The organism is Oceanicaulis sp. MMSF_3324 (genome assembly GCF_030733545.1).
In the GTDB taxonomy this organism is placed as follows: domain Bacteria; phylum Pseudomonadota; class Alphaproteobacteria; order Caulobacterales; family Maricaulaceae; genus Oceanicaulis.
On sequence record NZ_JASHIU010000017.1, the window covers coordinates 15,781 to 33,565 of the forward strand.

General features: G+C 63.8%; 15 protein-coding genes. 10 read left to right on the plus strand and 5 right to left on the minus strand.

Features of this window, described 5'->3' with window-relative positions; genetic code table 11:
* Positions 1-338: 338 nt before the first annotated feature.
* Complete coding sequence (gene carB / locus RBA95_RS13755) at positions 339-3,599, plus strand: carbamoyl-phosphate synthase large subunit (RefSeq protein WP_306017447.1); 3,261 nt, start codon at positions 339-341, stop codon at positions 3,597-3,599.
* Between the two features lie 47 nt (positions 3,600-3,646).
* On the plus strand, positions 3,647-4,120 hold the full coding sequence (greA, locus tag RBA95_RS13760) for a transcription elongation factor GreA (RefSeq protein ID WP_306017448.1): 474 nt from the start codon (positions 3,647-3,649) through the stop codon (positions 4,118-4,120).
* Positions 4,121-4,196: 76 nt separating this feature from the next.
* On the opposite strand, the gene RBA95_RS13765 is transcribed toward greA, so the two are convergent.
* Both RBA95_RS13765 and RBA95_RS13770 read right to left on the minus strand, forming a co-directional pair.
* Positions 4,197-5,783: a M56 family metallopeptidase gene (locus tag RBA95_RS13765; protein ID WP_306017449.1), complete on the minus strand. Its 1,587-nt coding sequence runs from the start codon at positions 5,781-5,783 to the stop codon at positions 4,197-4,199.
* On the minus strand, positions 5,780-6,181 hold the full coding sequence (locus tag RBA95_RS13770; RefSeq protein ID WP_306017450.1) for a BlaI/MecI/CopY family transcriptional regulator: 402 nt from the start codon (positions 6,179-6,181) through the stop codon (positions 5,780-5,782). The genes RBA95_RS13765 and RBA95_RS13770 overlap by 4 nt, the downstream gene beginning before the upstream one ends.
* A gap of 79 nt (positions 6,182-6,260) precedes the next feature.
* On the opposite strand from RBA95_RS13770, the gene RBA95_RS13775 reads away from it, so the two are divergent.
* The 5 genes from RBA95_RS13775 to RBA95_RS13795 all read left to right on the plus strand — a co-directional run bounded on the left by RBA95_RS13775 (position 6,261) and on the right by RBA95_RS13795 (position 11,222).
* Positions 6,261-7,202 carry a mitochondrial fission ELM1 family protein gene (locus tag RBA95_RS13775; protein WP_306017451.1) on the plus strand — a complete coding sequence of 314 codons (942 nt, stop codon included), beginning with the start codon at positions 6,261-6,263 and terminating at the stop codon, positions 7,200-7,202.
* 105 nt (positions 7,203-7,307) lie between these two features.
* Positions 7,308-8,285, plus strand: a complete 978-nt coding sequence (gene trxB, locus RBA95_RS13780; protein ID WP_306017452.1) for a thioredoxin-disulfide reductase — start codon at positions 7,308-7,310, stop codon at positions 8,283-8,285.
* A gap of 48 nt (positions 8,286-8,333) precedes the next feature.
* Complete coding sequence (locus RBA95_RS13785; protein ID WP_306017453.1) at positions 8,334-9,056, plus strand: ABC transporter ATP-binding protein; 723 nt, start codon at positions 8,334-8,336, stop codon at positions 9,054-9,056.
* Complete coding sequence (locus RBA95_RS13790) at positions 9,056-10,315, plus strand: ABC transporter permease (RefSeq protein ID WP_306017454.1); 1,260 nt, start codon at positions 9,056-9,058, stop codon at positions 10,313-10,315. Before RBA95_RS13785 ends, RBA95_RS13790 begins: the two co-directional genes overlap by 1 nt.
* A gap of 10 nt (positions 10,316-10,325) precedes the next feature.
* The gene (locus tag RBA95_RS13795) at positions 10,326-11,222 is read left to right on the plus strand and encodes a LysR family transcriptional regulator (RefSeq protein ID WP_306017455.1); all 897 of its coding nucleotides are present in this window, start codon (positions 10,326-10,328) and stop codon (positions 11,220-11,222) included.
* A gap of 390 nt (positions 11,223-11,612) precedes the next feature.
* Here the strand turns inward: RBA95_RS13795 and RBA95_RS13800 are convergent, their stop codons facing one another.
* From RBA95_RS13800 to RBA95_RS13810, 3 genes are all read right to left on the minus strand, one after another.
* Complete coding sequence (locus tag RBA95_RS13800; RefSeq protein ID WP_306017456.1) at positions 11,613-12,080, minus strand: Dps family protein; 468 nt, start codon at positions 12,078-12,080, stop codon at positions 11,613-11,615.
* A 95-nt stretch (positions 12,081-12,175) separates the two neighbouring features.
* A complete protein-coding gene (locus RBA95_RS13805) occupies positions 12,176-13,405 on the minus strand; it encodes a pyridoxal phosphate-dependent aminotransferase (RefSeq protein WP_306017457.1) in 1,230 nt (409 codons plus the stop codon).
* Positions 13,406-13,441: 36 nt separating this feature from the next.
* Positions 13,442-14,008, minus strand: a complete 567-nt coding sequence (locus RBA95_RS13810; RefSeq protein ID WP_306017458.1) for a prephenate dehydratase domain-containing protein — start codon at positions 14,006-14,008, stop codon at positions 13,442-13,444.
* A gap of 154 nt (positions 14,009-14,162) precedes the next feature.
* Between RBA95_RS13810 and RBA95_RS13815 the strand changes: the two genes are divergently transcribed.
* The 3 genes from RBA95_RS13815 to RBA95_RS13825 all read left to right on the plus strand — a co-directional run bounded on the left by RBA95_RS13815 (position 14,163) and on the right by RBA95_RS13825 (position 17,784).
* On the plus strand, positions 14,163-14,327 hold the full coding sequence (locus RBA95_RS13815) for a hypothetical protein (RefSeq protein WP_306017459.1): 165 nt from the start codon (positions 14,163-14,165) through the stop codon (positions 14,325-14,327).
* Between the two features lie 7 nt (positions 14,328-14,334).
* Positions 14,335-15,342, plus strand: a complete 1,008-nt coding sequence (locus tag RBA95_RS13820) for a hypothetical protein (RefSeq protein WP_306017460.1) — start codon at positions 14,335-14,337, stop codon at positions 15,340-15,342.
* Positions 15,343-15,444: 102 nt separating this feature from the next.
* A complete protein-coding gene (locus tag RBA95_RS13825) occupies positions 15,445-17,784 on the plus strand; it encodes a methyl-accepting chemotaxis protein (RefSeq protein WP_306017461.1) in 2,340 nt (779 codons plus the stop codon).
* The last annotated feature ends 1 nt before the right edge of the window (position 17,785 follow it).

Consider the following 17,785-nt stretch of genomic DNA (forward strand, 5'->3'; position numbering starts at 1 on the left):
CTCTATGGCACCGGAACTCTCGGACATTTGCGCCTAGCTCACTCGCGTTAAAGTCTGACTTTATCTCCTTAGCGTCGGAGCGAACCGGGATGCAAGAGACCAGGCTGTTTCAGTCAGGTCTCTTGTCTGCCTTCCAGGCTGATGCCGGCGTCATGCGCGCGCTTTCTTGCAGCGACAGATGTTACAAACGCGGCAATCGCCTCTCGCCAAGCGGTCGATTCCGGTCTAAGGACGGGTTTCAGCGTACATCATCAGCGCCGCACGCCGCCTCCGCCCCGATCGGGGCCCGTCAGAGGCTGCGTTTTCGCGCGCGCGTGCAAAACTCAAAGAGGCCGGCCATGCCCAAGCGCACAGACATCCAGTCCATCCTGATCATCGGCGCCGGTCCTATCGTGATCGGCCAGGCCTGCGAGTTCGACTATTCCGGTGTTCAGGCGGTCAAGGCGCTCAAGGAAGAGGGCTACCGGGTCATCCTGGTGAACTCGAACCCGGCCACGATCATGACCGATCCCGACCTCGCCGACGCCACCTATGTCGAGCCGATCACGCCTGAAATGGTCGCCAAGGTGATCGAGAAGGAACGCCCCGACGCCCTGCTGCCCACCATGGGCGGGCAGACCGCGCTCAATTGCGCGCTGGAACTCGACAAGCGCGGCGTGCTGGACCTGTTCAATGTGGAAATGATCGGCGCCCGCGCCGACGTCATCGACAAGGCGGAAAACCGCGAGCGCTTCCGCGTGGCCATGGACTCCATCGGCCTTGAAAGCCCCAAATCACGCACCGTGCACACCATGGCCGAAGCCGAGGTGGTGCTCGAAGAGCTGGGTCTTCCGGCTGTGATCCGCCCCTCCTTCACCATGGGCGGCACCGGCGGCGGCATCGCCTATAACGTCGAAGAGTTCCGCGAGATCGTCACTTCGGGCCTGTACAACTCCCCGGTCACCGAAGTGCTGATCGAGGAAAGCGTGCTGGGCTGGAAAGAGTACGAAATGGAAGTGGTCCGCGACAAAGCGGATAACTGCATCATCATCTGCTCGATCGAGAATATCGACCCGATGGGCGTGCACACCGGCGATTCCATCACCGTCGCCCCCGCCCTCACCCTGACCGACAAGGAATACCAGCGCATGCGCTCGGCCTCGATCGCTGTGCTGCGCGAGATCGGGGTGGAGACCGGCGGTTCGAACGTGCAATTCGCCGTGAACCCCAAGGACGGCCGCATGGTCGTCATCGAGATGAACCCGCGCGTGTCGCGCTCCTCGGCGCTGGCGTCCAAGGCCACCGGCTTCCCCATCGCCAAGGTCGCCGCCAAGCTGGCGGTGGGCTATACGCTCGACGAGATCGACAATGACATCACCGGCGGCGCGACCCCGGCGAGCTTCGAGCCGACCATCGATTATGTGGTCACCAAGATCCCGCGCTTTGCGTTCGAGAAATATCCCGGCGCTCAGGCGACCCTGACCACCTCGATGAAGTCCGTCGGCGAAGCCATGTCCATGGGCCGCAGCTTCACCGAAAGCGTGCAGAAAGCCCTGCGCAGCCTGGAAACCGGCCTGTCCGGCTTTGACGAGATCGAGATCGAGGGCCTGGACCAGGCCGAGGACGAATCCGCGCGCCACCAGGCTGTGCTGGCCGCCCTGTCCCGCCCGACGCCCGATCGCCTGCTGGTGATCGCCCAGGCCTTCCGCGAAGGCCTCAGCGTGGAGCAGATTCACGCGGCGTGCGCGTACGAGCCCTGGTTCCTGCGTCAGATCGAAACCCTGATCCATGCCGAGGATCAGGTGCGCATGCTGGGCCTGCCGCAAAATGGCGACGAGCTGCTGACGCTCAAATCCATGGGCTTCTCCGACAAGCGGCTCGCCACCCTCGCCAAGGTCGAGGAGACCGAGGTGAAAGCCCTGCGCAAGCAGTTCGGCGTGCGTCCGGTCTACAAGCGCGTGGACACCTGCGCCGCCGAGTTCTCTGCGCCCACGCCCTACATGTACTCAAGCTATGAGCGCGGCGGGGAATGCGAGAGCCAGCCCACCGGCCGCAAGAAGGCGATCATTCTGGGCGGCGGCCCGAACCGGATCGGTCAGGGCATCGAGTTTGACTATTGCTGCTGTCACGCGGCCTACGCCTTCGCCGAGATGGGCATTGAATCCATCATGGTGAACTGCAACCCCGAAACCGTCTCCACAGACTATGACACCGCCGACCGGCTCTATTTCGAACCGCTGACGGCCGAAGACGTGCTCGAGCTGATCGAGACCGAGCAGCAATCGGGCGAGCTTCTGGGCGTGGTGGTCCAGTATGGCGGTCAGACGCCGCTGAAACTGGCGCCGGAGCTGGAAGCGGCGGGCGTGCCGATCCTGGGCACCGCGCCGGACGCCATCGACCTGGCGGAAGACCGCGAGCGCTTCAAGGCGCTGCTGGATGATCTGAAGCTGAAACAGCCGCCCAACGCCATCGCCCATGACGAGGCGGAAGCCCGCCAGATGGCCGAGGAGCTGGGCTTCCCGCTGGTGCTGCGCCCGTCGCACGTTCTGGGCGGCCGCGGCATGGAGATCGTGCGCGATATCGAGAGCTTCAGCCGCTATATTCGCGAAGCCGTGCATGTCTCGGGCAAGGCCCCGCTGCTGCTCGACCGCTATCTGTCGGACGCCTCCGAAGTGGATGTGGACGCGGTTTGCGATGGCGAGAATGTCTGGATCTCCGGCATCATGGAGCATATCGAGGAAGCGGGCGTGCACTCGGGCGACAGCGCCTGCTCGCTGCCCCCGCACTCGCTGTCGGATCAGACCGTGAGCGAACTGCGCCGCCAGACCAAGGCGCTGGCCAAGGCCATCGGCGTGAAGGGCCTGATGAACGTGCAGTACGCGGTCAAGGGCAATGATGTGTATCTCATCGAGGTGAATCCGCGCGCCAGCCGCACCGTGCCCTTCGTGGCCAAGACCATCGGCGCGCCGGTGGCCAAGATCGCCGCCAAAGTGATGGCCGACGCCAAGCTGACCGAGTTCGACACCCCCGCCATGCCGACCCGCCATATCGCGGTGAAGGAAGCGGTGATGCCGTTCTCGCGCTTCCCGGGCGTGGATCCGATTCTCGGCCCGGAAATGCGCTCCACCGGCGAGGTGATGGGCATTGACGAACGCTTCGAGGCGGCCTTCGCCAAGGCCGAGCTGGGCGCGGGCGTGAACCTGCCGAAATCGGGCACCGTGTTCATTTCGCTCAAGGAATCCGACAAGCCGATGATGATTGAATCCTGTCACCGGCTGACCGCCCTGGGCTTCAAGATCCTCGCCACCACCGGCACCGCCAAGACGCTCGAGGAATCCGGCGTCAAGGTCCAGCGCATCAACAAGGTGTTCGAAGGCCGTCCCCATATCGTGGACGCGATCAAGAACGGCGAGGTCCAGCTGGTGTTCAACACCACCGAGGGCCAGCGCTCCATGATCGACAGCTATTCCATCCGCCGCACGGCGCTGGAAATGAAGGTTCCGTGCTATACGACGGCTTCCGCCTCGCGGGCGGCGGTGAAGTCAATTGCGGCGATTGATGCAGGCCAGCTTGAACCGCGCTCATTGCAATCTTATCGTAATGGGCCATCTGGCGGCTGAGCGTAGTTGTCAGTTCGCCAGAGCACTGATCACGAGACCGGACATTCATGCAGAAAATTCCGATGACCGCCGAGGGCCATAAAGCGCTCGACGAAGAACTCAAGCACCTCAAGAGCGTGGAACGGCCCGCCGTGATCGCCGCGATTTCCGAAGCGCGCGAACATGGCGACCTGTCCGAGAACGCCGAGTACCACGCCGCCAAGGAGCGGCAGGGCTGGATCGAAGGCCGCGTGCAGGAGCTCGAGGACAAGATCGCCCGCGCCCAGGTGATCGACGTCACCAAGATGTCGGGCATCCAGGTCAAGTTCGGCGCCACGGTCACCGTCGTGGACGAGGACACCGATCAGGAAAGCACCTACAAGATCGTCGGCGATGACGAGGCCGATGTGAAATCAGGCAAGATCTCGCTGTCTTCCCCCATCGCCCGCGCGATGATCAACAAGGAAGAAGGCGATGTGGTCGAGGTGAACGCTCCCGGCGGCGTCAAGAGCTACGAGATCCTCAAGGTCGAGTGGAAATAGGCTCGACTGCACCGCTCTGAACACAAGACGGTCGGCGCGATGCGCCGGCCGTTAGTCTATCCGGATATGGGAACGGTCATTGAAGAACGATTGAGTCCGGATGGTTCTCTTGCAAATAGGCGCGCAAGGCCTCCATCTCCGCCTCTCGTCCAGTTTCCTGGTACAGGAAGTAGAGAAGGTGCAGCAGGTCCAGATCGTCCTCGGCTAACTCCGCGCGGGCCGCCTCGGCATAGGGGAGTGCGGACTCATGCTCGACCATCTGCACCAGGGCCTGAGCAACCGTTCGCTTCATACGCGGCGTCATCCGTTCGTCGTGCTGCGTGAGATATTGGAGCGACTGACGCACGGCGTCGTAGTCTTGAAGGACAAGATTGAGCTGGAAAATGGCCGTTTCCACGCTGTAGCGCTCCTCCTCATTGGCGCCGCCACTCATCAGAGCCGCTTCAAACGCCTCAACAGAGCCGGGCAGATCGTCAAGCTCGAACAAAGCCCTTGCTCGAAGCTGATCAATGACAAAGCGCTCATACGGTGAGGTCGGCGGGATGGCGTTCAGGATGCCCAAGGCCCGTTGATGGTCATTCGCCTGCGCCGCTTCCTGCGCGGCCCGCACTTGCTCGCCTACGGCTTCCGTCAGGACACGACGGTCTTCGCCCTGTGCGGCCTCCTGCCCGCTCAGCACGACTGCCAGCGCTGCAGAGGGCGCGCCCGCCAGCAAGATCGCAGCACCCGCCATCATCGCGACCAGCATCCGCGGTTTGCGGCCCGTATGGCTCAAGGCCGCCCGGACCCGGCGACGACGCAGGCGTTCAAGGTCCGTGAGAAAGCCCGTCGCCACCGCCGGCATGGGCGCCAGACCGGCGATCGCTTCGGCGTAACGCTGGCGATGCTCCGGACCCATGGCGTCCAGAACGTCCGCATCGCACGCCAGCTCCCGCGCGGCCGCGAGGCGACGCTCGATGGCGCGATAGACCGGGTTGAACCACATCAGCGCGGTCAGAGCCTCTCCGATCAGACGGTCGCGTTCATCGCCGCGCTTGATATGCATCAGCTCATGAGCGATGGCGGCTTCGGCGTCGTCACGCTTTGCCAGCGTATCGGGCGCCAGGATGACCGGCTTGATGCCCACCACGAAGGGCGAGATCGTCGCATCCACCACCCGCACCGGAGCCAAGGTTTGCGGCAGTCCAAGATGCGCCCGCCAGCGATGGGCGAATTCTGACAAACGTCCATTGTCGCCGATCGAGGCGCGGATCAGGGTGCGGATCTGGCTGCGTTGCATAACGCCTCGAGCAGCCATGACCGCAAGACCCGCCAGATAGAGAACCGCGATGAGCGGCAGGAGCGCTGTCGGCACGGAAGAGACCGTCAGCTCGGCAAAGTCGAGAACCGGCTGGAACAGGGGCGCAGCGACGGGCACGGCCTGCTGCGCTCCATCTTGCAGAGTCACCGGCACGCCCGGTGCGTTGACGCTCTGCAGTTGAGGAATCAAGCCTGCGCCCAGCACCACCAGGATCGGGGCAAAGGCGGCCAGACGGGCCGCCTGCCACAGGCGCACGCCCAAACGCGATGAGAGATGCGGCTCCAGCGCCCGCGCAGCGAGCCAGGCGGACAGGGTTGCGGGAAGGGTGGCCGCGCTGGTCCAGATCAGGTCGATAAGGGTCATTGCCCTGCCTCCTTGTCGGTATCACCGCTAGAGGGTCCCGCCTTCAAAAGCGCGTCGAGTTCGGCGCGTTCGGCGTCGTCAAGCAGACGGCTGCCGGCAAACGCCGATGCGGGCAGCGCACTTGGATCCGCTTCAAGAACGCGGGCGGTGAAGCTGCGAACCAGACGTGAAATCAGATCGACCTTTCGGTCTGCGGCAGCGAACACGGAGAGGCCATGAACGCTGTCTTTCGTGACAAGCCCCTTGTCGACCATGCGCTGAACAACGGTGCGGGTTGTGGAATAGGACCAGCCCTGCGCGTCGCCGATCCGGTCATGAAGTTCTCGCGCACTGAGCCTCTTGGAGGACCAGAGCGCTTTGAGCACTTCGAGCTCACTTGGATTGGGTTCGGTTGTCATGCGACACCTCGTTTGCTTGTGCTACAACTGTCGCACTATTCTGACAAACGTCAACTCACATTCGTTCAAACCGCCCTTCATGCTTGACGCTGCAGGCATTCCGATCACGATGACGGGTATGGAAACACGCTCATGCATTGTGGTGTCCGACGGGCGTCGGGGCATTGAAAATCAGGCGCTTGGCCTGGCCGAAGCCGTGGGGCGACTGACGCCTCTGCAAACCCTGCCCATCCATGTGCCGCGCACGGGCGAATTGCCGGACGCCGGCATGATCGAGCCTGACCTGTGGATCGGCTGCGGCCGGGCGGCGGTGCGGGCGGCCTCATTGCATCGCAAGCAATGGCGCCGGACGCGCTTTGTCTATGTGCAGAAGCCGCGCAGCCATGCCGATCTGTTTGATCTGATCATCGCGCCCCGACATGACCGGATGCGCGGGCCGAAAGTGCTCAACATCCTGGGCTCGCCCAATCGCATCACGCCCCAACGCCTGAATGAAGGCGCCAGCACGTTTGCAGATCGGCTGGAAGCCCTGCCCGGCCCGCAGGCTGCGATCCTGATTGGCGGGGACAGCAAGCATCACCGCTTCACCGACGCCGCCTGCACGCACCTGTTGGAGGAGGTGGATACAATCCGTCGGCAGGCCGGCTCGCTCATGATCACGGTCTCCCGCCGCACGCCCGATACGCTGACCCGGGCCCTGCGCGAACGCTATGCTCAGGCCGAGCGCGTCTGGTTTCACGAGGGCGACGGCCCCAACCCCTATTTCGCCTTCCTGTCATCGGCGGACTGGATCTGCGTGACTGAAGACTCCACCAACATGCTGTGTGAAGCTGCGGCCACAGGCGCGCCGGTCTATCGGCTGGGCGTTGACGGCGATCCGGGCAAGTTTCGCCATCTTTATGCGGGACTTGAGGGCGCGGGCGCCGTGCGGCCCTATCTGGGCCGGCTCGAGAGCTGGGACTACGAACCGCTTCACGAAACCGACAGAGCAGCGCAAGCCGTGCTTGAAATCCTCACCTAGGAAGGCGACATCAGGGGCGATCAGATACACCCGCCTGCGCGCCGCCCGACTCAGGGCCCCGAATCTGGGCACTGTGCGCGGCCAACACAAACGAAGGAGCCGGCCATGGCCGAGACCCGCCACGCCAAGCTTGTCATCATCGGTTCCGGCTCCGCCGGTTACACCGCCGCGATCTATGCCGCGCGCGCCATGCTGGAGCCGCTGCTGATCTCGGGCATGCAGCCGGGCGGTCAGCTGACCATCACCACCGATGTGGAGAACTATCCCGGCTTCGCCGACCCCATCCAGGGCCCCTGGCTGATGGAGCAGATGAAGGCGCAGGCGGAAAACATGGGCACGGCTTTCGCCGATGACCTGATTGTCGAGGCCGATCTCAGCGCGCGCCCCTACACGCTCAAGGGCGATAGCGGCAACATCTACACCGCCGACGCCGTGGTGATCGCCACCGGCGCCAGCGCAAAATGGCTGGGCCTGGACAGCGAGCAGGAATACCAGGGCTATGGCGTGTCCGCCTGCGCCACCTGCGATGGGTTCTTCTACCGCGATCGCGAAGTCTTTGTGGTCGGCGGCGGCAACACCGCGGTCGAGGAAGCGCTGTTCCTGACTAATTTCGCCTCCAAGGTCACGCTGGTGCATCGCCGCGATTCCCTGCGCGCGGAAAAGATCATGCAGGACCGCCTGTTCAACCACCCCAAGGTCGAAGTGGTCTGGGACAGCGTGCTTGAAGAGGTGACGGGCGAAGACAAGCCTGTGAAAGCGGTGACCGGCGTCAAGCTCAAGAACGTCAAGACCGGTGACGTCACCGAGCACAAGGCTGACGGCGTCTTCATCGCCATTGGCCACGCCCCGGCGACCGAGCTGTTCACCGGCCAGCTGGAAACCAAGGAAGGCGGCTATCTGGTCACTGCGTCGGATTCCACGGCCACCTCCATTCCCGGAGTGTTCGCCGCTGGCGATGTGACCGACGACAAATACCGTCAGGCGATCACCGCAGCCGGCATGGGCTGCATGGCGGCGCTGGAAGCCGAACGTTACCTGGCGGCGCTCGATGCAGCGCGCGACAAGGCGTCTGACGCAGCGTAACCGGTTCTTCACTTGGCGGGGCGCAGCCCGGGCGTTACACAATAGCGTATGAGCACCAAGACTGCGCCCCCCGCCCTCGCCCTGTCCAATTTGCATTTCGCCTATACGCGCCGTCAGCCCGACGTCATCGCGATCGAGGCCTTGCGCGTCGAGGCCGGTGAGCGGATTTTCCTGCGCGGTCCCAGCGGGTCGGGCAAGTCCACGCTCCTGGGGCTGATTTCGGGCATTCTCGAGCCTCGCTCGGGTGAGGTGGAGATTCTGGGTCAGGCGATGCAGACCCTGTTCTCATCCCGTCGCGACGCTTTCCGGGCGGCCCATCTGGGCGTCATCTTCCAGATGTTCAACCTGCTGCCCTATCTGCCGGTGGGCGAGAACGTCATGCTGCCCTGTCGCTTCTCCGAAGAACGCGCGAAACAGGCGCAGGCTGCAGGCGGCGAACAGGCTGAGGCGCGGCGGCTCCTGGAACGTCTGGGTCTCGATGCCAAAGAGGTCTGGTCCCAGCGCGCCTCCAATCTCAGCGTCGGCCAGCAACAACGCGTCGCCGCCGCACGCGCCCTGATCGGCAAGCCGGGCCTGATCCTGGCCGATGAGCCCACCTCGGCGCTGGACGCGGACAGCCGCGACGCCTTCATCTCGCTTCTGAAAGAGGAATGCACGGCGTCAGGCGCGGCGCTTCTGTTCGTCAGCCATGATGGCGGGCTGGCGGACCAGTTCGACCGCGCGCTTGATCTTCAGACCATCAACACCGCCAGCGTGAAGGAGACGGTCTGATGGCGCGCCTTCCCATCCTCAATCTCGCCTTGCGTTCGATTGGCAATCGCCGCGCCACCGCCATCCTGACCGTCTTGACCGTCGCCATTTCGGTGATGTTGTTTCTCGGCGTCGAAAAAGTGCGCCATGGCGCGCGGGAAAGCTTTGAGAACACGATCTCGGGCGTCGACCTGATCGTCGGGGCGCGATCGAGCCCTGTGAACCTGTTGCTCTATTCGGTGTTTCACATTGGCAACGCCACCAACAACATCACCTGGGAAAGCTATGAGACCGTGGCCAGCGCGCCGGGCGTGGCCTGGACCGTACCCATCAGCCTGGGCGATTCCCATCGCGGTCATCGGGTGATCGGCTCGACCCCGGGCCTGTTCGAACACTACGAATATGGCGGCGGACGCACGCTTGAATTCGCCAGCGGCGAGCCCTTTGACGATCTGTTCGACGCCGTCATCGGCGCGACGGTCGCGCGGGAGCTGGGCTATCAGACCGGGGATTCGATCGTCGTCGCCCACGGCATGGGCGAGGTCGGTTTTGTCGAGCATGACAACAACCCCTTCACCGTGGTGGGCGTGCTCGCCCCCACTGGAACGCCGCTGGACCAGTCCGTCATGGTGACGCTGGAGGCCATCGAGGCGATCCATATGGGCGGCGCCACAGGGTCCGGCGCGACCGTGCCCGCCGAACAGCTGCGCGAAATGGACCTGACGCCCGATCAGCTCACCGCGTTTTATGTGGGGCTGAACAGCCCGGTCGCCGCCCTGCGCCTGCAACGCGCGATCAACACCTATCCCGATGAGCCGCTGCAGGCGGTGATCCCCGGCGTGGCGTTGTCACAGCTGTGGAGCATTGTCGGGGTCGCCGAGCGGACGCTGGCGGCGGTGGCCGCCTTTGTCGTGCTGACCGGCCTTGTCTCGATCCTCACGGCCATCCTGACGAGCCTGAATGAACGCCGGCGCGAAATGGCCATCCTGCGCGCCCTGGGGGCCCGCCCCCACCATGTCTTTGTGCTGTTGGTCGCCGAAGCGGCGCTTGTCGCGCTGGCGGGCGCCGTCATCGGCACGCTCGCCACCTATGGCGCGCTCAACATGCTGGCGCCGCTCCTGGAGGCGCGGTTCGGTCTTGTCTTGCCCGGTTTGGCGCCGGGACTTTACGATTTGGCCATTGTCGGCGCCGTTACTGGGGCCGCCGCCGTGCTGGGCTTTTTCCCAGCCTGGCGAGCGTATCGCAATTCGCTCGCAGACGGCATGACGATCAGATTGTAGAAGGCCCGACATGGACTGGGACAAGCTCAAAACCTTCCACGCTGCGGCGGAGGTCGGGTCACTGACGGGAGCGGCGGAGTCGCTCGCCCTGTCGCAATCCGCCGTCAGCCGTCAGATCTCGGCGCTGGAAGGCGAGCTGGGCGTGAAGCTGTTTCATCGCCACACTCGCGGCCTTCTCCTGACCGAGCCGGGCCGGGTCCTGTTTGAAGCCAGCAAGGATGTGGCGGGCAAGATCGCGCTCGCCGAAGCCAATGTGCTCGATTGCCGGGACGAGCCCAGCGGACTGCTGCGCGTCACCGCGCCCACCGCCATGGGCGCGACCTGGCTGGCGCCGCGTCTGGCGCGGTTCAATGCGCTCTTCCCCCAGATCCGGGTGCGGCTTCTGCTGGTGGATCACGAGCTCGACATTTCCAATCTGGAAGCGGATGTGGCGCTGCGCCCCTGGGCGGCGACCCAGAACGACCTGATCCAGCGCAAGCTGATGGTGGTGGACCAGCACCTGTACGCGTCCGAAGCCTATATCGAGCGCAAGGGCGCGCCCGAAAACTTTGAGGATCTCGACCGGCATGACTTTGTCGGATACGGGCCGCGCAATCTCGCCCCGATCCCCAATCTGAACTGGCATCTCGATCTCGGACGCGAGCCAGGCGACAAGCCACGTGAAGCGCTGGCCGAAGCCAGCACCATTCACGGCATGATGCGCCTGGCCGAGGCCGGGCTGGGTCTGGTGGGCCTGCCCGACTATGTGGCGCGCGAGAATGACCGCCTCAAACGCCTGTTCGAGGCCATCGAGGGCCCGCCTTTCGAGGTCTATCTCATTTTTCCCGAAGAATTACGCGCGTCGCGCCGGGTCAAAGCCTTCCGTGATTTCATCATGGAAGAGGTCAAACTCTGGCGAGACGAGTAATTTCGTCCCGTTTCGAGACGGTTTGAGCCAATTGCGACAGCAATGCGGCAAGGAGCTGACGCAATTGTTGCAGGCCCGCAAAAACGCATAGCGGCTATGGCGAAGGGGCTGTTGTCCCGCCTGCGCGAAAGGGGCATATAGCCCCCCGACAGCGGGTGCTTCATCTGCTTTCCCCTTTTAGCGCATACCGTCTCCTCCCCGATTAGGTATGCTAAACTGAGCTGGTCACCGCGGATGCGGGGCCAGCTCTTTTCTTTTTATAGAAGGCTGTTTCAGCCGCTCCGAACGTCATGGGCGTGCGCCTCCTCCCCCTCGTGCGCACGTCATAAAGAACCCCGCCAGTACAAGCGCTGGCGGGGTTTTTCTTGGTCGGTATGTGACGGGCGAGACCTAGCCCAGCGTGGCGCGCAGCATCCAGGCCGTCTTCTCATGCTCGGTGATGCGTGGGGCGACCAGATCGGCCGTCGCCTCATCGCCATGCTCCTCGGCCAGCTTCAGCGCCTCGCGCGCGGTGCGCACGACCTGCTCATGGCCGGCCACCAGATTGGCGACCATGGTGTTGGCGTCCGGCGTGGCGCCGTCATGCTTGATCTTCGCCGCGGACGCCATTTCGTCATAGGAAATCGGCGCCAGCACGCCCAGCGCCCGGATCCGCTCGGCGATGTCGTCGGTTGCGGTCCACAACGCGGTGTACTGCTCCTCGAACATGGCGTGCAGATCGTGGAAGCGCGGACCGGTGACATTCCAGTGATAGGCGTGCGTCTTGAAATAGAGCGCATAGGTGTCCGCCAGCAGCGCCGTGACCGCCTTGGCCATGGTTTCGCGCTGTTCCTTGCTCAGACCCATATTGATGTCCATTGCCGCCTCCTTTGCGGTGAAACCCATACTTGGAATGTGGGGATGAAGCGCCCGAAACGCCAACTGAGTTTCTCGTCAGAAGCTATAGATTTTATCTATTTGCCCGAGGCGGCCTGACAGAAACGGACAATACGCTTGCCCGCCTCCTCCAGCGCCGCGTCATCGGTGGCGTAGGACAGGCGGAAGCCGGCCGAGGCGCCAAAGGCCGTGCCGGGCACGACCGCCACGCCTTCCTCGGTCAGAAGCGCTTCACAGACATCAAGATCGGTCTTCAGGACCTGGCCGTCCCGCGACGTCTTGCCGATCAGCCCGCCGCAATCGGCGAAGATGTAGAACGCGCCCTCCGGCGTCGGCGCGATCAGGCCCGGCGCGGTTTCGAGCTTGGACAGCATGGAATCGCGACGCGCCTTGAAGGCGGCGTTGCGCGGCTTCAGGAAGCCGTGATCGCCATTCAGCGCCGCCACCGACGCCCACTGGCTGATCGAGCACGGATTGGACGTGGTCTGGCTCATCACCTTGGCCATCGCCTTGATGAGCGTTTCCGGGCCGGCGGCATAGCCAATGCGCCAGCCGGTCATGGCATAGGCTTTGGACACGCCGTTCATGGTCAGGGTCCGCTCGTAAAGGTTCGGCGCGACCTGGGCGATGGTGGCGAATTCGAAGTCGTCATAGACAATGTGCTCATACATGTCGTCGGTCATGATGAGCACATGGGGGTGACGCTCCAGCACGGCGGCGAGCCCTTTGAGGTCGTCCGCGGTATAGGCGGCGCCCGTCGGGTTGGAGGGCGAGTTTAGGAGCACCCAGCGCGTTCTGGGCGTGATGGCGGCGTCCAGCGCCTCCGGCGTCAGCTTGAAGCCGTCTTCCACCCCGGCCGAGACAAAGACCGGCTTGGCCCCGCACAGCGCCGCCATTTCGGGATAGCTCACCCAGTACGGCGCGGGGATCACCACCTCGTCGCCCGGATCCAGCGTTGCGACGAAAGCGTTATAGATGACCGGCTTGCCGCCCGGCGACACGTTCACCTGAGAGGGCGTGTAGTCCAGTCCGTTATCGCGCTTGAACTTGGCGCAGACCGCCTCCTTTAGCTCGGGTATGCCATCCACATTCGTGTACTTGGTCTGGCCCGAGCGAATGGCGTTCATTGCCGCTTCCTTGACATGGTCCGGCGTGTCGAAATCGGGTTCGCCCGCGCCCAGACCGATCACGTCCTTGCCTTCCGCCTTGAGCTGACGCGCCTTCTGGCTCACCGCGATCGTCGCAGAGGGCTGAACGCGCGAAAGGGCTTCAGAAGACCGGAACAGATCAGAAGCGGAAGCGGACATGGAGATCTCCTCGAACAAAACCGTCGCTGCGGCGCATCATGCCGACTTACGCTGCAATAAAACAAACCGAGTCACCAGCTGTGACGGCGCCTCGAGCGCGCGTTCGGCCACCCGCAATCCATAGGCCTGCGCCAGACCCGCCGGCCCCACGGCGCCCCAGCCCGGTTCGGACTCAGCTGCGATCGCGCTCAGGCCGGCAGTATTTGAAGCAAAAGCGCGCGTACGCAAGCGCTTGTCAGCGATATAACCGCCCAGCTGGGCCAGCGCCTTCTCATGACCGACCACGCCGGTCAGCGGGCCATCGTCATCCCTGCGGCGATACAGATCAAAGCTGACCGCAATCTCATGCTCGCCCAGCACGTCGGCCCAGCCCGCGTCCACGGCCTCGACCGTCTGCGTGATCGGCCCCGCGGCACTGTCGATGGCGGCCACCGCATAACGCGCCGCGCCAGACCGCAACGCCTCAAGCACCGCTGTCAGATCCGGCTTGGGGTCGAGATGCGTGGGCTGGGGCGCCAGCGACAGCGCGGCCTGATGGGTGAAACTGCCTTCAGGGCCCAGATAGGCGGTCAACATGGCGGCATCCTCGACGAGTTCGGCCACAGCCTACGCCCCTGTCAGGCGCGAACAAGCGCCTTGCCCGCAAATCATCACAATTGATCATGCCTGCGCCCGATTTGAGCCCCAGACGCGCCTTCAGCGCGCAGGACCGTCTCTTCATCGCAGGTTCAGAAAACCGCAATGGGGAGGCCGCATCATGAAACACGACACATCCAGCGCCGGTCTGCTGGGGCTCTGCCTGGCCGCCCTGTGTCTGCTCGCCATCGGATGGACCCTGCACGCCGGACCGGCCAGTGCAGACTCCCTCTATCTCGCCAGCGACTCCTTTCACACCGCCGCGAACAACACAGTCTCTGACTGATTGGTGATTGAAAGCCCGGCGCAATGGCCTCATCTGTTGCGTCGTGAGCCTGTCCTCGACTTCGTCTTCCGCCCTCAGCCCTGACCGGCTCAGCGATGCGATGCGGCGCAGCCTGCCGTACATGCTGGCGCTCGGCCTTCATGGCGGCGCGCTGGCCTTCCTGATCAGCACCCCGCCCGGCGAATTGCTCCGGATCCGCGGCGAGGTCGAGCGGCTGGATGTACGGTTCTACACCGTCAGTGCGCCCGATGCTGAAAGCGACGCGCAACTGGTGGAGCCGCCGCTGAACGAGGACACGGAGCCATCAGGCGATGACGCGCCCGCGCCCGTGGTCGAGACCACGCCGGACGAACCGCCCGCCCCCGAACCCGAACCGGCTCCGGCAGAGCCTGAAGCGGCGCCTGCGCCGGACACAGACCCGGTCACGCTGTCTGAAGACGCCCCTGCATCACCGGCCGACGCAGAGTCGGGGCGCACCTCAAGCGGCGATGGCGACAGCCGTGTGTCCCGTCCGACGGCGCCGGCCGGAACCGGCGCTCCCATCACGACCACCCAGCAAAGACCGAACCCTGTGCGCAGCGCGCCGCCCCCGCCCAGCTTCGCGGATATTCTGGCGCGCGCCGAAACTCGGCTGGATCCGGATGATTTCCGGGTTGTTCTATCTCTGGGCGGCGTGCGTGGAACCGTGCAGGAAAGCTTTTGCCTGTCCTCCTCCGCCGCCAATCTGGACGCGGGCGATTGCCCGGACGGGCCGAACCCGAACACCCCCGAGCTGGCGCAATACGGCTTGCAGGGGCTGGGCGAGGAAGCCCCGGAATTCCTGGAGGATCTGGATCGCATGGAATTCCAGCTGCGCCAGCTCGGCGCCAATCCCTCCCAAGTTGACCGCATCATGCTCGCCCTGCGCGAATCCCGGCGCGACGCCATCAACACGCCGGGCGTGAACCGCGCCATGCAGCGCGATGTGGACAACCGAACCGACAATCTGGGCAATCTTATCCCCGATCAGGACTAGGCCCTGACAGCCCCGGATCGGTTCGCCTGTGACGCGCGTGATTAATTGCGCGGCAACCCGAACGGTGAAGGCTCCTCTCCTGCGTTCCTGGAGGGTCCATCCATGCTGTCGAACTTTCCGATCACCTGGCGCATGATTGCGTCGGTCCTGCTGCCGATCCTGGCCTTGCTGTTTTTCGCCTCGAGCCTCGTCCTCAAGGATTGGCGCCTGGCCGAGGACATGAAGGTCGCCGAGGAAGCGACGGAATTCACCCGCGACATCAGCCAGCTGGTGCATGAACTGCAACGTGAACGCGGCCGCTCCGCCGGGTTTGTGGGCAGCGGGGGCGAAACCACCTATCGCCGCCTGATGGACGAACAGCGCAACGCCACGGACACCGCATTGGCGGCCTATAGGGCGGCGCGCCGAGAAGTCACAGACACCCTGACCGACCCGGTCCTGCAATCAAAACTGCAGGAAATCGATGCCCAGCTCTCTGAACTTGAGGCGCACCGCAGCCAGGTCAATACGCTGTCCTTCGGTCTGGGCGATACGGTGCGGCCCTACACCCAGACCATTTCCAACATGCTTGAGACCGTTGCGGAACTGGCTCATTCTTCGAGGTCCGGGGAGCTGTCCACGCGCATAATCGGTCTGTTGAACATCATGAACGCCAAGGAGAATGCCGGCATCGAACGCGCGGTGGGCTCCAATATTTATGCATCCGGTCAGATCAATCCCGCCCTGCACCAGCGCGCCCTGCGGCTGATCGCGAGCCAGGACGCCTTTTTCCTGGAATTCCGGGAGCTTCTGGGCCGGGAATGGGCCCAGCGTCTGGATGATGTCCTCGCCCGGCCTGAATCCATCGCTGTTGCCGATGCCCGGGAAAACCTGATCGCCGCAGGGTATGGTGCCCCGCTGGCCGACATGGCGGGCACCGAATGGTTCAACCTGACCACCGAACGCATTGAATTGCTGATGAACGTCGAAGTGGCGCTGGCGCAGGACATCATCGTCTATGCTCGAGAAGTTCAGGACCGAGCGCGTAACAACGCTCTGATTGCATTGGCCCTTACTCTCGTCGCACTCATCCTGACCATTGCCGGGACCAGCGTGCTGATGAGCTCAGTGGTCGTCCCCCTGGGCAAGATCACCGAAGCCCTGAGCCGACTCGCCGCCGGTGAGAATGATGTCGAGATCCAAGGCGCGCGCCGCAAGGATGAAATCGGAGTGCTCGCCCGCACTGCCGTGTCCTTCCAGCAGGCTATGGCGGCCCGTGAAGAGGCGGTGCGCGAACAGACCCGCCTGGAGCAGACGGCCATGCAGGAACGGCGCAAAGTCCTGAACGAAATGGCCAAGAAAGTGGAAGCGGCCACGCTGGAATCAGTTGGGTCGGTGGCCAAATCCGCCCAGACCCTGACCACCAGCAGCGAAGCCATTCGCGCCAAACTCGCCAATGCCGGACAGACGGCCGAGCAGGTCACCCGGGCCACCGAACAGAATGTGAAACATTCCGGCCGCGCTTCCGAGCTGGCCTCGGAGCTGACCTCCGCCATCGGCGAGGTGACCCAGCAGATCACCCGCGGCGACCAGATGGCGCGCGACGCCATTGGAGAAGCGGATCGCTCGCGTCAGAGCGTGGAAGAGCTCAATGAAGCGGCTCAGCAGATCAACGACTTCATCGGCCTGATCACCGACATCGCCGAACAAACCAACCTGCTGGCGCTGAACGCCACCATCGAAGCTGCGCGCGCCGGTGACGCCGGCAAGGGCTTTGCAGTGGTCGCCAGCGAGGTGAAGGCCCTGGCGGCGCAAACCAACCAGTCCACCACCCAGATCGCCGAGCGGGTCGCGCATATCCAGAGCCGCACCCAGTCCACAGTGGACGCCATGAACGCGATCACCAGCTCGATCGAGACCATTGGCGAAGTGACCGCTTCGGTCGCGGCGGCCATGGAGGAGCAATCCGCCTCGACCGGCTCCCTGTCTGACTTCGTGGAACAGAACAGCCAGGCCATGACCCGCGTCAGCGAGCATATCGCCGAGCTGGTGGAGATCAGCAATCAATCGAGCCAGGACGCCGAGGAAATGGTCAAGCTGGTCGGCACCATGTCGGCCCGTGCGGAAGACGCCAACACCAATATTCCCAAGATCGTCCAGGACGCTGTGAAAGCAGCGGACAATCGCAAGGAAGGTCGCATTCCGACCAATTACAATGCGACGCTTCTGATCGACAACAACGAACAGGATATCTGCATCCTGAACGCTTCCACCAACGGCATGCGGGTCATTTGCGCGGGCATCCGGAAGGGGCAGACCGTCAAGCTGACCAGCCCGGTGGTGACCGAATCCGCCACGGTCGCCTGGACCAAGAACGGGGAAGCCGGCCTCAAATTCATTACCCCGATCACCGCCGACGCCCTGCAGGCGCTGCTGGATGCGGGAGCGGAAAAGGCGGCCTGAT

Excerpts from the sequence above, each read along its gene's own strand:
- carB (WP_306017447.1), top strand. The coding sequence starts at position 339 with ATGCCCAAGCGCACAGACATCCAGTCCATCCTGATCATCGGCGCCGGT.
- greA (WP_306017448.1), top strand. The coding sequence starts at position 3,647 with ATGCAGAAAATTCCGATGACCGCCGAGGGCCATAAAGCGCTCGACGAA.
- RBA95_RS13765 (WP_306017449.1), bottom strand. The coding sequence starts at position 5,783 with ATGACCCTTATCGACCTGATCTGGACCAGCGCGGCCACCCTTCCCGCA.
- RBA95_RS13770 (WP_306017450.1), bottom strand. The coding sequence starts at position 6,181 with ATGACAACCGAACCCAATCCAAGTGAGCTCGAAGTGCTCAAAGCGCTC.
- RBA95_RS13775 (WP_306017451.1), top strand. The coding sequence starts at position 6,261 with ATGCTTGACGCTGCAGGCATTCCGATCACGATGACGGGTATGGAAACA.
- trxB (WP_306017452.1), top strand. The coding sequence starts at position 7,308 with ATGGCCGAGACCCGCCACGCCAAGCTTGTCATCATCGGTTCCGGCTCC.
- RBA95_RS13785 (WP_306017453.1), top strand. The coding sequence starts at position 8,334 with ATGAGCACCAAGACTGCGCCCCCCGCCCTCGCCCTGTCCAATTTGCAT.
- RBA95_RS13790 (WP_306017454.1), top strand. The coding sequence starts at position 9,056 with ATGGCGCGCCTTCCCATCCTCAATCTCGCCTTGCGTTCGATTGGCAAT.
- RBA95_RS13795 (WP_306017455.1), top strand. The coding sequence starts at position 10,326 with ATGGACTGGGACAAGCTCAAAACCTTCCACGCTGCGGCGGAGGTCGGG.
- RBA95_RS13800 (WP_306017456.1), bottom strand. The coding sequence starts at position 12,080 with ATGGACATCAATATGGGTCTGAGCAAGGAACAGCGCGAAACCATGGCC.
- RBA95_RS13805 (WP_306017457.1), bottom strand. The coding sequence starts at position 13,405 with ATGTCCGCTTCCGCTTCTGATCTGTTCCGGTCTTCTGAAGCCCTTTCG.
- RBA95_RS13815 (WP_306017459.1), top strand. The coding sequence starts at position 14,163 with ATGAAACACGACACATCCAGCGCCGGTCTGCTGGGGCTCTGCCTGGCC.
- RBA95_RS13825 (WP_306017461.1), top strand. The coding sequence starts at position 15,445 with ATGCTGTCGAACTTTCCGATCACCTGGCGCATGATTGCGTCGGTCCTG.